The organism is Mesorhizobium sp. 113-3-9, from assembly GCF_016756515.1.
Taxonomy (GTDB): domain Bacteria; phylum Pseudomonadota; class Alphaproteobacteria; order Rhizobiales; family Rhizobiaceae; genus Mesorhizobium.
On record NZ_AP023246.1, the window covers coordinates 5,533,193 to 5,546,353 of the forward strand.

The 13,161-nt window shown below is 62.1% G+C and carries 12 protein-coding genes; 2 read left to right on the forward strand and 10 right to left on the reverse strand.

Translation table 11 applies throughout. The features are described from left to right. Window positions 1–42 precede the first annotated feature (42 nt). Window positions 43–798, forward strand: a complete 756-nt coding sequence (locus MesoLj_RS27195; RefSeq protein WP_202323193.1) for an SDR family oxidoreductase — start codon at window positions 43–45, stop codon at window positions 796–798. Window positions 799–858: 60 nt separating this feature from the next. Here MesoLj_RS27195 and MesoLj_RS27200 read toward each other — a convergent pair whose 3' ends face one another. Continuing rightward, window positions 859–1,749 carry a fatty acid desaturase family protein gene (locus MesoLj_RS27200; RefSeq protein WP_202323194.1) on the reverse strand — a complete coding sequence of 297 codons (891 nt, stop codon included), beginning with the start codon at window positions 1,747–1,749 and terminating at the stop codon, window positions 859–861. A gap of 112 nt (window positions 1,750–1,861) precedes the next feature. Here MesoLj_RS27200 and MesoLj_RS27205 point away from each other — a divergent pair, with 112 nt between their 5' ends. Further along, window positions 1,862–2,779 (forward strand): LysR substrate-binding domain-containing protein, encoded by a 918-nt coding sequence (locus MesoLj_RS27205; protein ID WP_202323195.1) that lies wholly within the window; start codon window positions 1,862–1,864, stop codon window positions 2,777–2,779. A 10-nt stretch (window positions 2,780–2,789) separates the two neighbouring features. On the opposite strand, the gene MesoLj_RS27210 is transcribed toward MesoLj_RS27205, so the two are convergent. The 9 genes from MesoLj_RS27210 to MesoLj_RS27250 all read right to left on the reverse strand — a co-directional run bounded on the left by MesoLj_RS27210 (window position 2,790) and on the right by MesoLj_RS27250 (window position 12,799). Beyond that, on the reverse strand, window positions 2,790–3,062 hold the full coding sequence (locus MesoLj_RS27210) for a DUF3303 domain-containing protein (protein ID WP_202323196.1): 273 nt from the start codon (window positions 3,060–3,062) through the stop codon (window positions 2,790–2,792). A gap of 120 nt (window positions 3,063–3,182) precedes the next feature. Beyond that, window positions 3,183–4,649, reverse strand: coding sequence for a RimK family protein (locus tag MesoLj_RS27215; RefSeq protein WP_140768518.1), 1,467 nt, complete (start codon window positions 4,647–4,649; stop codon window positions 3,183–3,185). Next, a complete protein-coding gene (locus tag MesoLj_RS27220; RefSeq protein WP_140769709.1) occupies window positions 4,646–5,752 on the reverse strand; it encodes a peptidase C39 family protein in 1,107 nt (368 codons plus the stop codon). The genes MesoLj_RS27215 and MesoLj_RS27220 overlap by 4 nt, the downstream gene beginning before the upstream one ends. 208 nt (window positions 5,753–5,960) lie before the next feature. Beyond that, window positions 5,961–6,752, reverse strand: a complete 792-nt coding sequence (locus MesoLj_RS27225; protein WP_202323197.1) for an anti-sigma factor family protein — start codon at window positions 6,750–6,752, stop codon at window positions 5,961–5,963. Then, window positions 6,749–7,267, reverse strand: a complete 519-nt coding sequence (locus MesoLj_RS27230; protein WP_202323198.1) for an RNA polymerase sigma factor — start codon at window positions 7,265–7,267, stop codon at window positions 6,749–6,751. The genes MesoLj_RS27225 and MesoLj_RS27230 overlap by 4 nt, the downstream gene beginning before the upstream one ends. A gap of 174 nt (window positions 7,268–7,441) precedes the next feature. Continuing rightward, a complete protein-coding gene (locus tag MesoLj_RS27235) occupies window positions 7,442–10,195 on the reverse strand; it encodes a DUF2339 domain-containing protein (protein WP_202323199.1) in 2,754 nt (917 codons plus the stop codon). An 83-nt stretch (window positions 10,196–10,278) separates the two neighbouring features. Further along, window positions 10,279–10,797: a PaaI family thioesterase gene (locus tag MesoLj_RS27240; RefSeq protein WP_202323200.1), complete on the reverse strand. Its 519-nt coding sequence runs from the start codon at window positions 10,795–10,797 to the stop codon at window positions 10,279–10,281. Then, window positions 10,794–11,555, reverse strand: coding sequence for a DNA repair protein RecO (recO, locus tag MesoLj_RS27245; RefSeq protein ID WP_140768528.1), 762 nt, complete (start codon window positions 11,553–11,555; stop codon window positions 10,794–10,796). Before recO ends, MesoLj_RS27240 begins: the two co-directional genes overlap by 4 nt. 137 nt (window positions 11,556–11,692) lie before the next feature. Next, on the reverse strand, window positions 11,693–12,799 hold the full coding sequence (locus MesoLj_RS27250; RefSeq protein ID WP_202323201.1) for a porin: 1,107 nt from the start codon (window positions 12,797–12,799) through the stop codon (window positions 11,693–11,695). Between the last annotated feature and the right edge of the window lie 362 nt (window positions 12,800–13,161).

The window sequence follows — 13,161 nt, forward strand, 5'->3', positions numbered from 1 at the left end:
GCTGTCCATATGTCTTCGCTACCCACAACAGGAGTAGCGAAAATGACACGGAAGCTCGAAGGAAAGATCGCCCTGGTTACCGGCGGCAGCAGCGGCATCGGCCTTGGCATCGCCAAGCGCTTCGCCGCCGAAGGCGCGCATGTCTACATCACCGGACGGCGACAGGCCGAGATCGACAAGGCCGTCGCGGCAATCGGCAAGAACGCCACCGGAATCCAGGCGGATTCGACCCGCTCTGCCGATCTCGACCGTCTCTATGCCCAGGTGAAAACGCAAAGCGGCCACATCGATGTACTCTCGGTCAATGCCGGCGGCGGTTCCATGCTGCCGCTCGGCCAGATAACCGAACAGCATTTTGACGAAACCTTCGACCGTAACGTCAAGGCAGTGCTGTTCACGGTGCAGAAGGCGCTCGCACTGCTGACCGAAGGGGCCTCGGTGATCCTGACCGGTTCGACAGCCGGCTCGACCGGCGCGGCCGCGTTCAGCGTCTACGGCGCGTCCAAGGCGGCGCTGCGTAACTTTGCCCGCAGCTGGATTCTCGACCTGAAGGAGCGGCAGATCCGCGTCAACATCCTCAGTCCTGGCCCGACCCGTACGACAGGCCTCGCCGAGCTTGCCGGACCTGAAGCCCAGAACCAGAAGGGCTTGCTGGACTTCCTTGCTGCCCAGGTGCCGATGGGCCGGCTTGGCGATCCTGATGAGATCGGCAAGGCGGCTGTGTTCCTGGCCTCGGACGATTCCAGCTTTGTCACCGGGGCCGAACTGTTCGTCGACGGCGGCATAGCCCAGGTCTGACCGCTCATGCCGAACGGTCGCGCCCTCAACCGGACGCGACCGTTTGCCGGCTGCCCGGCATCAGCGCAATGTCTCTATGTATTTCTCATGGAAGCTGACATAGCCCGGCTCGACCACCTTGAGATGCCGCTCGATCAGCGCGTGAAACTGCGGCAATTGGTGAAACGGCACACCAGGATAGGCATGATGCTCGGCGTGGAACGGCATGTTCCAGGCGAGCTTGCGCACCACCCAATTGGTCAGCGTGGTTCTTGTGTTCTCCAACATGTTGGCGACAAACGGACAGCGGCCGTGCTCGGCCAGGAGATAGAGGCGCAGAAACGGCTGACCGAGCAGAGCCGGAATGATCCAGACATAAAGGAGCACGGAGAGCTGGAAATAGACGGCGAGCAGAATTAGCACAGCGTAGAAGACAATCATGGCGCGCGCCTCGGCGCTAACCTTGGGTCGACCTTTCGGCGGCACATAGCTTTCCTGGCTGCCGCCGGCCGCATTGGCGTAGAGCGTCTTGAGATGGCCCAACCACAGCGGAATGCCGGAAACATGCACGAGATACTGTCGCAGCGTTTCCGGCTTGGGAAAGGCCAGTTCCGGGTCGTTCTCGGGATCCTGGGTGAAGCGGTGATGGGCGAAATGGAAATAGCGGAACCAGTCGGCCGGCAATGCAAGCGCCAGGCTGCACACCCGCGCCACGGCATCGTTCAGCCACTGTGTCTCGAAGGCGGTGCGATGAACCGTCTCGTGCAGCAGCGTGAACAGGAACACGATCAGGATGCCTTGCGGCAGCATCAGCAACGGCCAGAATGGCACTTTCGCGGCAATCAGCGATCCAATAATCACAATCGCACCCCAGTGGGCGCCGAGCTGAACGAGACCCGCGGCATCGGACTTGGCGGTCAGGCAGCTGCGTTCTTCCGGGGTTAGTGACGCGATTATGTCGCGATGATCCATCGGCTCGATCCAGGCTGGCGATTTGACGAGGCTTACCCTATCCGCTGAAAAAGCTTTTCAAAAGCGACGATTCCTGCAATTTGGATAAGGTTATCTTGTCTATATGGCGATCATGGTCACATCTCCATCCCTCAAAGGGCTTCAGGCTTTTGAGGCCGCGGCACGCACGGGCAGCTTTGCCGCGGCGGCGGAGGAGCTTTCGGTTTCGGCCGCCGCCGTCAGCCAGCTTATCCGCACCGTCGAGGAGCAGATGGGCCGCAGGCTGTTTCATCGGGTCAACCGCAAAGTGGTGCTCACCGAGGCCGGCGTGGAGATGCTGCCACGGCTGACCATGGCCTTCCAGGAAATCGGCAGTGTCTCGCGCGAACTGGGCGGCGACGCATTTCGCCCGCGCCTGGTGGTCTCGGTCCCGCCATCCATGGCCATGGGCTGGCTTTCGCAGCGTCTGTCCGGTTTTGTCGCAAGCCATGGCGCCGCCGATATATCGCTGCGCGGTGACGACGACCCGGTGCCGTTCGACCGCGAGTTGATCGACATCAGGCTCTCTTACGGTCCGCACTATCGCGAGCACCCGACCGAGGACATCGCCCGGGACGCCGTCTATCCCGTCTGCGCACCATCGCTTTCCAGCACAATCAACGCAGGCGACGGTCCGCTTGCAGGGCTGCCGCTGATCCACACCGACTGGGGTCCGACCGGCGCATCGTTTCCGTCCTGGCGCAACTGGTTCGAGGCGGCCGGTGTCCAACCTGGCAGGGCGGCGCAGCGAGGCCTGTCGGCCAACTCGTCGCGTGCGGCGCTCGACCTCGCCATTTCGGGGCTGGGCGTTGCGCTGGCACAAGGGGTCTATTGTGCCGAGGCAGTGGAGGACGGCAGGCTGATAAGGCCGGCAGCCGGGGCAATTGCGCTGCGCCAGCCCTATTGCCTGACGATCCCGGAGCGCAGCGCCAGACGCGATGTCGTGGCGGCGTTCCGCGGCTGGCTGATCAAGGAATGCCAGCGCAAGGTGGGCTCACCGGCGTTGCGTTGATACGCGATGGTCACAGGTGTCCGCTCAAGGCCACCACCATGTCCTTGCTGGTGGCCACGGGAATGATCTCGAATTCGACCAGATCAGCCCATTCGATGACCCAGCGCTGCAGGAGCGTGGCGTCATCGGCCTCGACGAGCAGGAAGCAGCGGCTCATATCCGCAGCGATCCAGCTGTGGTGCACGACAAGCTCCTCCGGCTTCAGACGGCCCCGGTCGCGAAAGCGGCGGTAAATGTCCTTGCGATCGCAGCCGGTGAAATCCTCGATCACGATGAACTGCATGTTTCCCCCCCAGAGCAATTTCAGGAAAAGTGTGAAGCGGTTTTCCGTCCGGAATTGCTTCAAAACAAAGAGATAGAGCAGCTCGCCGTTTCCGTGAAACGGCGAGCTGCTCGGGCCGAACTATTGCCGCCCCGGCCGGTCGAGCCGTTCAAGAAACCACTGCGTCAGCCGGATCCAGACCTCGTCCTTTTCGCCGGAATCCTCCCAGCCATGGTCGAGATTGGGATTATCGTTGACCTCGATGACGAAGACGCCGTCCTTGGTCTCCTTGAGGTCGACGCCGTAAAGGCCGTCACCGATGCAGCGTGCCGCCTTCACCGCCGTTTCGACGACATGGGTGGGCGTCTCCTTCAGCGTGAAGGTCTTGATGCCGCCCTGGTCGGGCTTGCCGTTGGCCTTGTGATTGACGATCTGCCAGTGCTTCTTGGCCATCAGATAGTGCACGGCAAACAGCGGCTGGCCGCCGAGCACGCCGACGCGCCAGTCATATTCGGTGGGAATGAATTTCTGCGCGATGAGGAGGTCGGAATCCTCCAGCCATTCGGTGGCGAGCGTCTTCAGTTCCTCGAAGTTGGCGCATTTCTTGACGCCGCGCGAGAAGGACGAATCCGGGATCTTCAGTACCAGCGGGAAGCCCAGAGTCTGCGCCGCGAGTTCAAGATCCGAGGTGCCGGCGATCATCACCGTCGGCGGCACCGGCACCTTGTTGTAGGACATCAGCTCGTTGAGATAGACCTTGTTGGTGCAACGGATCATAGACAGCGGATCGTCGATGACCGGCATGCCTTCCTGCTGCGCGCGGCGGGCGAAGCGATAGGTGTGGTTGGAGATCGACGTGGTCTCGCGGATGAACAGCGCGTCGTAGTTCGCCAGCTTGGCGAGATCCTTTCTGGTGATGGGCTCGATTTCGACCCCCATCTTTTCGGCGATCTTGGCCCAGTAGCGCAGCGACGAAATTTCCGATGGCGGCAACTCCTCATGCGGATCGACCAACGTGGCGAAGGTGTAGCGCGCAGGCGTGCGCCCCTTGGTGTCGCGCCATTCGCGGTTGGTGTAGGTCTCCAGGCACTGGATGAAGCTCTTTTCCTCGTCCTCGGTCATGCGCGCCAGCGGATGAAAGCCGATCTTGCGGATCGAGGCCCATTCGGCGCTGTCCTTGATGTGGACTTCGAGCGCCGGCGCCCGGAACCAGTCGAACAGGAGCTTGGCGAAGCGGTCCCAGACCTTTGACGGGCCGATGCCGAAGAAGATGCAGACCTTGGCGGGAAAGGCGCCGCCGAGATCCTTGCGGCATTTGTTGAGCGCCAGTTCCAGTTCGGGCAGCGCATGCTCGTAGAGTTTGCGCTCCGACAGGTCGATCATCGTCTCGACGGTCGGGATAACCTTGTGGCCACGCGAGCTCGCCAGCAGCGAGGCATAGTAGCCGCGGCTCTGGTATCCGTAATTGTTCGACAGGTTGATGACCTTCGGACGCTGGCCCCGAAACAGCGAGGGATGCGCGAGGTAATCGCGGTTGGTGATGATCTTGTGCGGTGTCGCCACCTGGTCGAGATCGCTCTGCCGGCCGGTAAGAATGACCCAGGTCATTGTGTGTCGCGCTTCCCCAGAGTGATGGCGGCACGCAGTCCGTCGCGGCCGAACTGCGCCATGTTCATGAAGATGCCGTAGGGCACTGGAATGTTGGCGGCATCAAGGATGGTTTCCTGCCTTTCGTCCTCGACCCAGGGATCGTGGATCAGAATATGATCGCCGTCATCGCCGATGGCCAGCACCCAGTGCGGCACCTTCTTGCCGAACATCAGGAAGCCGCTGATCAGCACCAGCACCAGTTTTCCCTCTGATATCGCGGTGCGGATATCGTCGATGGCGAACGAGCGGTAATTCACCGGGATGCCGTAAAGTTCCGCGCGGCGGCGAAAGTCGACCTGGGCCAATTCCATCACCCGGCGCTTGTCCTCGCTGCGCACCGACTGCAGGAACAGCGCGCCGTAGAAGGAAACAAAAATCTCCGCCGCGAGCCCGCTCTCGTACCCCGACACAGCCAGGCCGAACGGCTCGCAGCCGCCCGGACCCGACATCATGAAGACGGTGGTCGCCTCGCGCCAGAGGCGGATTTCCATCACCGGATCGGGCACGAAGTCGCGGTCGAAATTGGCCATCGCCATCATCAGGCAGCATGGGCCGCAGGTGAACTCGCAGGTCTGCTGATAGAATGGCACCCTGGTGGCGACAGGAAGGTCGCCGCGCAATGTCTTTTCATAACGAAGCGCCGTCGCGCCGTCCTCGTAGTAGCCGGGCTCGCGGCCAATCTTGCGGTAGCCGGCCTGCTCATAGATGCGGATGGCCCGGTCGTTGTCCTCGCGCACTTCGAGACGCAGCATCATACGGTCGTGCTCGAAGGCGGCCTCCTCCGCCGCCGACAGCAGCCGGCGCCCGATGCCGAGCGCGCCGAAAAACGGGCCGACGGCTATGGAGTAAAGCCGGGCCACCCCACTGCCCTTGCGAAACAGCACGATCGCATAGCCGGCGACGCGGCCTTCGACTTCGGCGACCAGCGTCTCGGCTGTCTCGCGCTCGATGAACAGGCGAAAAGAGCGGCGGGAAATGCGATCGCTCGAAAAAACGGCTTTCTCGATGGCGGCGAGATCATCGACGTCAGAGGCGCGGGCCGTGCGGATCTCGGCAGGCATGCGACTTGAGAAAACCTCGATTGCGTTGCGGAAACGGCCCCAGTCAAAAGCGTCGCAAACACCGGCCGAAGCGCCGGTATTCATCAAGCGCTATCGCTCCTTGATTAGGGCCGAATTGTGACAGGTTCCCTGGCGGCAAGGAAGCTCGCGGGCTTTGAACAGGATCGCTGTTTCGACAGGTCGCCAGCGGCGGATGATTGCAGCCGACTCAGCTTGCCAAGCCTGCCAGAAGCTGGCCGTAGGCACTCTTGGCCACGACCGCCAATTGCTCACGCGGCAGCGAGCCGACGACGGCGCAGCCATAGCCCTTGTCCAGCCAGTAGACGGCCTGCGGGCCATCCTGCGCCGAAGCGTAGGTGCCCTTGGCATTCTCCGTCGATTCGGCGGTGACGAAGAGGGATATGCGCTCGCCCTTGTCGTCCTCGTAGAGCAGCATCGCGGCCTTGCTGTCGCCGGCCGGCAGCAACCGGCCGCCGATCAGTTGAAAGCCATTCGCGCTCAAGTCCGGCGCCACCAGCTTCAATCCGACGCGGTTGGACAGCCAGGTCTGCAAATGATCCTTGTCGCTGGCCAGCACTTCCACAGCATGCCGCTTCTCTGCAGCATAGATGACATGGGCGGCGATCGCCTGTTCGGCGAGCCTATCCTCGGCAGGATTCTCCTGCCCGATGCCGTCAATGCCGGCAAAGTAGCCGCCAAATCCGCCCGTGGCCAGAAGCACGGCCGCCGCCGCGGCAAGCCACCAGCGCGAGCGGGGCACCGCAGTCCTAACAGGCGCTTCGCCGAGCACCACCTTGCGCAAGCGCGCGGGAACAGGCTCATCCAGCACACCGGCAAAGGCGGAGCGCAACGCCTCCCGGTCGGCTGTGAAGCGGGCGCTTCTGGCCTTCATCTCGGGATTGGCATCAAGCCAGGCATCGTAAGCGGTACGCTCGTCGGCCGGCAGTTCGCCATCGAGCGCCATATGGATGTCACGTTCGGAAAAATCGCGGCGGATCATTTCTCTACGATCCTTATCGCGCGGCGGCGTGCCGTGTCATCCAGCAACCCGCGCAATTCCTCACGCCCGCGTGCAATGCGCGACATCAGCGTGCCGGCGGGCACGCCCAGAATATTGGCGGCCTCGGCATAGGAAAAGCCTTCGATGGCAACCATGACAAGGGCCGCGCGGCGATCGGGGCTGATCGCCTGCAGCGCGTCGATGACCTCGCGCGAGGCGATGCCGTCCAACTGCTCGGCCGGCTGGGCAACCGCCTCGCCCGCTTCCAGTGGCAACATCGCCGCTTCGCCGCGACGGTTCACCTTGCGCATCTGGTCGATGAACAAATGATGCATGATCGTAAACAGCCACCTCCTGGGGCTTTCTCCCGTCTGCCAGTTTTCGAGCCGCATGAGTGCGCGCTCGAGGCAGTCCTGAACGAGGTCGTCGGCAGAATCGCGGTCGCGCAAAAGCGAGCGTGCGTAACGGCGCAGGCGCGGTATTTCGCCAAGGATTGCTGCCTTCTTTTCGTCCATGACCGCTGGTTCTGAAATCGCCCTTATTGATCCCGATTCAACGCGCCTTCCCGGCGCGACGCAAGCGGCCAGCGCGAAGCGGTCCGCCGCCCCGGTCACCCAAGCAATGAGATAACGTTCCCACTGGCCGATTTATTCCCGGCTGGGCTGAAATCTTATTGTTCTTGCTTGCCTTTATCCATTTTCCTTCGCCGCCCTGGTCAAAAGCCGCTGGTAGAACAGGCCGATGCCGATCAGCACGGCGCCAAGGCCGATGAAGGACAGCGCCCTGAGCACGCCTTCCAACTCCGACATGTCGAAGAGAAAGACCTTCAGCACCGCGATCGCGATCAGTACGGCGGAGGCAATGCGAAGCACCTGCGACTTCAGCCAGACGCCGGCGGTGAGCAATGCTACGCCGATTACCAGCCAGAGCGCTGAATAGGTGTAGGTTTCCAGCTGGCCGAGCCCGCTCCACAGGCCGATGAACTCGCCCTTGAACAGGCGCCTTACCGAAAGCGTAGCGTAGGTGAAGGCAAGTACCGCCGCCACCAGCGCCAGCATTTGCGCATACCATTTCGGCCGCTTGTCCCTGATGTAGAGCGCCAGCCCGCCGGCGGCGACCGCCGGCAGGAGATAGGCCAGGAACAACAGGTTTAATACCGGGATCCGGCCTGTCGATTCGTCGGTGAATAATGGGTTCAGCACCACGAAATGCCGGATGACGATGAGGGCGACCGAAACCACCCCGGCGGCCATCGAACCATAGCGCAGCACCGAACTTGGCGAGCGCATATCGATGGCGACCAGGATGGCGCCGGCGCCGATGGCGATCAGTGTGTAGATCGCCTGTTCGGCGAGCGTCATCGCACCCGTATCGATGACGCCGCCATGCATGGCGTGACGCACCAGCATGGCGACAGTCAGCAGCGCAAACAGCGCCGCAGCCGCCTCCATGGCGAGGCGCGGCCGGCCATTGGTGGTGCGGGCGAGCTGCCAGGCGGCGAAGCCAGAGGCGAGCGCCGGTACGCCGTAGCCCGGCAGCAGCCAGTTGAACACCGGTGTCATCGACAGGAATTCGGCGCCGACGATCGTCGGATCGAAGGCGACGCGGCCAAGCACGGCGATCACGGCGCCAACCGAAATCCAGCCGAGCACGGGATAAGAGCGCCAGCGCGTTGCCAGCGCAGGCACGATGGCCGCGGCACCGAGCAGAATGGTGGTCCAGCCGGAATCGAAAGCCATGTGCAGCATCAAGAGGCCGGCGATCGCCGCGCCACCCAAGGCAAACGACACCGCCATGCCGCCCTTGAGTGGCGGCTCCTCGGCGCGCGCGATCCATTCGCCGCCGGCGGCGAAGACCACGACCAGCAGGGCTGCAACGACGGCATAGACAAAGTCACGGTCGAGATTGCCGAAGGTGAACCAGAGCGCCAGCAGGATGACCAGTGGCACCATGACACCCGATGCTGCCCAGGAGGCGGACCGCAACCAGGACGATGCCGCGAACTTGCGGGCGGCCCACAAGCCCGCGCCGATGAAGACCAGGCCCAGTGCAATGCCAATGCGCAGGGTCAGACCATTGGACGTGGCCAAGGGCAAGCCATCGACGCCGAGAGCGCCGGCCGAAAAGTCGGACGCGATCGAGGTTGGCGGGATGATGCCGAGATAGATCAGTACCGTCGCCAGCCCTGCGGCGTAAAGCAGCGGCAGGGCCAGCGGACGATAGAGCGCAACGGCCACTATTGCCGCGAGGATCGCGGCGCCCGGCAAGGCATAGCCTGCGGCGGCGAAGGCCGGGTCGACCGACAGGCCCAGCGCCGAGAAGGCAACGAACAGGCCAGGCACGATGGACGGCCAGTCAAAGGCCCTGGCGGTTTCGTCGCGATGGCCGCCGAGCCAGACAAAAGCGAGGATGGCCAGCGTGACGGCATCGATGAACAGGATTGCGGACAGGTTCACGCCCGGGGCATCGGTCATGTAGAGGATGGTCCAGATGCCGGTGCCGAAAAAGGCCGCCGCCATCAGCGCTTTCCAGTCGCGCATGCGAGCAATGACGCCGGTGGCGGCGAGCACTATGGCGAGATAGCCGAACAGCGCCCAGCGATTGGGCGCCTGGGAGGCGATCAGCACCGGCGTCACCATGGCGCCGACAAGGCCGATGCCGGCCAGAGCCTGACCATGGACAAGAGCCGCCGCGATGGTGGCAACGCCGATGGCACCGAGCAGCGTAAAGGCGAGCGCCGGGCCGATGAAGCCGTAAATGCCGTGGGCGGCATAGACGGTGCCGAACAGGATGAAGGCACCGGCCGCCGTCAGGATCGCCGGAATATAGGCGCCCGCAACACCTTGCACCGGCACCTTGAAGCCGGTGCGGCGAATGAATTCGCCGCCGGCGACCAGCACCAACCCGAGCACCGCTGCCATGGTGAGCCGCACGCCAGGGCCGAAAATGCCGGCCTCGATCGTGTAGCGGATCAGGAACAGGCCACCCAGTGCCAGCGCGATGCCGCCGACCCAGACGGCCCAGCGGGTGCCGAGCGCCGTCTCGATATCCGGCTTGCCGGGAGCCCTTGCCGCGACGGCCGGCTCGACAGGTTCAACTGCCTTCGGAGCCTCGCCCGCGGACCAGGGGCCGGACACGATCTCGCCTGGCGGAGATTCTGTCTCCGTGGTCGGTGTCCCTGCAGTCGGCGTCTCCGCTACCGCCGGCTCGCTTACCGCTGACGAGGCGAAATCGGCCGCCGCTGCAGCCACCGGCACGGCGTCCGCCTTGCCGTCGGTCGCGGCCTGCTCGGGCGGCTTGGCCACCGGCGGCACGACACCTGAAAGGACAAGGCTGCGCAGCGCGCCAAGCTCGCGCTCGATCAGACCGATGCGGTTCTGCTGGCGCGAAATGATGACGAACAAGGCGATGATGGCGACAAGGCCGATCAGGCTCTCAAACATGGCGGTTCCCCCAAACCAGGCCAGTTTTCACTGACGTTTCATCTCACTGACATTCAAATACGGCGGCTAAACGGCTGGAAAACTCAACGTGCCGCCAGATTGGCGGCCGGAAATATCGAACATGTCTCCGTGCCGAAAGCCAGCAGCTTGCCGCCGGCATCCTTCAGCGTCGCTTCCGACACGGCAAGCGTGCGGCCCTTGTGGACCACCTTGCCTTCGCAGACCACCTCGCCGGTCCAGGGCGTGATCGGCCGCGTGAGATTCACCTTGAACTCCGCCGTCGAATAGGCCTCGCCTTTTTCAAGCAATGTCTGCACCGCGCAGCCCAATGCCGAATCGAGCAGCGTCGCCGCCCAGCCGCCATGCACGCTGCCCAGCGGGTTGAGGTGACGCTCGCTCGGCATACCGCGAAAAACCGCCCGCCCCTCCGACACTTCGGTAAGGGCGAAATTCAACTGAAAGGAAATTGGCGGCGCCGGATATCCGCCGTCGATGATGCGCCGCAGCAGTTCCAGGCCAGTGTATTTGAGGATATCGGCGTGCGGAATTGTGCCGAGGCCGAGCGGCGAGACCCGGCCCGGATACAGTTCGACTTCGGTCATGCTGCGTTGTCTCCGGCAATGGTCTTGCGCGTCGCATGGTGCTTGCGCAAGGCGGCGAGAAAGCCGGCGCGGGCATCGGGCTGTTCGATGGCACGCGGCTCGTAGACGTGGCGCGTGAAGAAAAACCCTGTCAGCCGGAAGGCATCCTCGACCGCCGCCGGATCAGCGCGCAGGCCGGAGCCGCGCTGCAGAAACGCCGGCAGCACCAGCATCTTGTCGCGCCAGGGCGCGCCGGCGTCGCGCGACACCGCGCGGCCCGACTTCGGCGAGACATAGGCAAGGTCCTGCCTCGTGCCGGTGGCGGCGCATTGGCTGAGATCGAGGCCGAAGCCGAGTTCATCAAGGATCAGAAGCTCGAAGCGCGCTACCAATTCTCCGGCGGCATCGGCATCGTCGAGATGAGCGATCATGACGGCGAGCGCTTCGTAAAGGCCGCCATGGGCGTCACGCTCGGGCAACAGGCGCAGATGCGTGGCCATGGTCTGCAGCCCGTAGACGGCGACGGCGCTGTCCATCAGCCGGGCAGCGTTCATTTCGATCGCCTCGACCTGGAACGTACCGAGATGTTCGTCAAGGCGCGCGCGCCATAGGAGATCGACGCGATTGCCGGGTTGGAGAACAGGTTGCTGCTTGCGCGAACGGCCGCCGCGAACGAGACCGAGATAACGGCCATGCGCACGCGTCATCACCTCGAGAATGGCGCTGGTTTCGCCATGCTTGCGGGTGCCGAGAATGATTCCCTCGTCGCGCCATTCCATGCCCAGAGCTTTTCACCCGTTGAGTGGCGAAATCAAGGTATGGGCCTGGCGCCTAGGCAGATCGTGAGCGGCACTCGGCGCAAAAAACCGCCCGTAGCGATGTGCCACGGGCGGTTCGATGAAGATTGGTCGATCTGTTAGAATGAACGCTGGAAGCGGAAAATGCCACCGATCGCGTCTGAGTTGTTCTTGTCAAAATTGTCGTAATAATCGACTTCGGCGGTGATCGTGTAGCCCGGGACGATCGTGTAAGCGACGTTGGCCGCCACCGCGAAGTCGCTGGCATCGGTGTAGGAGACCTGTGCGTTGAGCGCGACCTTCTTGTTCACCGTGTAGGTGCCACCGCCCCAGACCGCGAAGTTTCCATTCCAAGGCTTGTAGAAGCTCTTGGCAACGTTGTCGTCGGTGCCGTAACCAACCATTGCGAACAAGGTCAGATCCGCCGTCGCCTTCAGGTCAAGACGGGCCTTGCCTGCCCATTCTTCCCAGTTGCTGTTGTAGGCGCCAACCGCGGTGATCGCACCCCAATCGCCCTTGTACTTCACACCGCCGACAACATGGGGAACGTAGCTGTCGATGGTCTCTGTTGTGCCAGAACCTTCTTCCAGCGAAGCTACGGCCGAGAAGCCGTTGCCGATGTCAAAGTAGTAGCTGATCAGGTTGGTGTCTTTGATACCATATTTAATGATCGTATCCTGCACGACGTTGCCAGCGTAGCCGATGAACGAATCATAAGGGGTTTCATCCTTACCGACGCGTAGACCACCAAGCTGTATCCAGGCGAAATTCAGGGTAACACTCTTGTTGGCAGCGCCTGCATTGTAGCTTTCAGTATATTGATTGTAGCTTGCAATGCCGCTTTTTGAAGTGTTGCCAAAATTAAAGCGGGTTTCAGTATAGGTCTTCAAAGTGCCAAGCTCGGTTTCCTGGCCGGTCCACGTCTTCAAATTGAAGCGAGTGTTTTTCAACCAGGTTCCCTGCTGGCTACCGTCGCGGACATCAGTGGCGCGAGCGCCGTCCAACGAGCCGACATCACCAAAACCGGCGTCATAGCGGAGATAGCCGCCGATGCGCAGGCAGGTCTCGGTGCCCGGGATGTAGAAGTAGCCGGCGCCGTAGACGTCGCAGATCTTGACGTATTCGGCCGGTTCCGGTTCGGCGACGACAACCGCGTCCGCGGCGCGAGCGCCGGAAACCGCGATCAGGGCCGCGGCTGAGCCGAGAAGGAGGCTCTTGATGTTCATTTTCTGACCTCTCCAGTCATAGTTTAAATGGCTTCGGATTTGTGGCTGGCGGATATGTTTTCCCGCCTCACCCCCACAACGAAAAGGCGCGCACCGCGTCCCCTTTTCGCGGCGAACATACCCATCAATCCTCCGCCTTCAATGACGGTTTTGGAAATAACGTCGATTCTTTGAACAGATTAATGCCGTGTTGCACAAATAACACTAGCTTACATCGCAATTGGCACAAATGGCACAACGTCATATATTTAATATATATTCAGATAGTTTCTCGGCTAACTATGATTTTCAGCACAATATATTTCGAATTTGCAGTCCAACGATGATATTTTCGATATTTTTTTGGGAAAAGTAACCGCAAT

What these genes read in the sequence shown, in the direction of transcription:
- MesoLj_RS27250 (WP_202323201.1), bottom strand. Translation starts at nt 12,799, where the DNA reads ATGAACATCAAGAGCCTCCTTCTCGGCTCAGCCGCGGCCCTGATCGCG.
- recO (WP_140768528.1), bottom strand. Translation starts at nt 11,555, where the DNA reads ATGGAATGGCGCGACGAGGGAATCATTCTCGGCACCCGCAAGCATGGC.
- MesoLj_RS27225 (WP_202323197.1), bottom strand. Translation starts at nt 6,752, where the DNA reads ATGATCCGCCGCGATTTTTCCGAACGTGACATCCATATGGCGCTCGAT.
- MesoLj_RS27205 (WP_202323195.1), top strand. Translation starts at nt 1,862, where the DNA reads ATGGTCACATCTCCATCCCTCAAAGGGCTTCAGGCTTTTGAGGCCGCG.
- MesoLj_RS27210 (WP_202323196.1), bottom strand. Translation starts at nt 3,062, where the DNA reads ATGCAGTTCATCGTGATCGAGGATTTCACCGGCTGCGATCGCAAGGAC.
- MesoLj_RS27230 (WP_202323198.1), bottom strand. Translation starts at nt 7,267, where the DNA reads ATGGACGAAAAGAAGGCAGCAATCCTTGGCGAAATACCGCGCCTGCGC.
- MesoLj_RS27235 (WP_202323199.1), bottom strand. Translation starts at nt 10,195, where the DNA reads ATGTTTGAGAGCCTGATCGGCCTTGTCGCCATCATCGCCTTGTTCGTC.
- MesoLj_RS27215 (WP_140768518.1), bottom strand. Translation starts at nt 4,649, where the DNA reads ATGACCTGGGTCATTCTTACCGGCCGGCAGAGCGATCTCGACCAGGTG.
- MesoLj_RS27200 (WP_202323194.1), bottom strand. Translation starts at nt 1,749, where the DNA reads ATGGATCATCGCGACATAATCGCGTCACTAACCCCGGAAGAACGCAGC.
- MesoLj_RS27220 (WP_140769709.1), bottom strand. Translation starts at nt 5,752, where the DNA reads ATGCCTGCCGAGATCCGCACGGCCCGCGCCTCTGACGTCGATGATCTC.
- MesoLj_RS27195 (WP_202323193.1), top strand. Translation starts at nt 43, where the DNA reads ATGACACGGAAGCTCGAAGGAAAGATCGCCCTGGTTACCGGCGGCAGC.
- MesoLj_RS27240 (WP_202323200.1), bottom strand. Translation starts at nt 10,797, where the DNA reads ATGACCGAAGTCGAACTGTATCCGGGCCGGGTCTCGCCGCTCGGCCTC.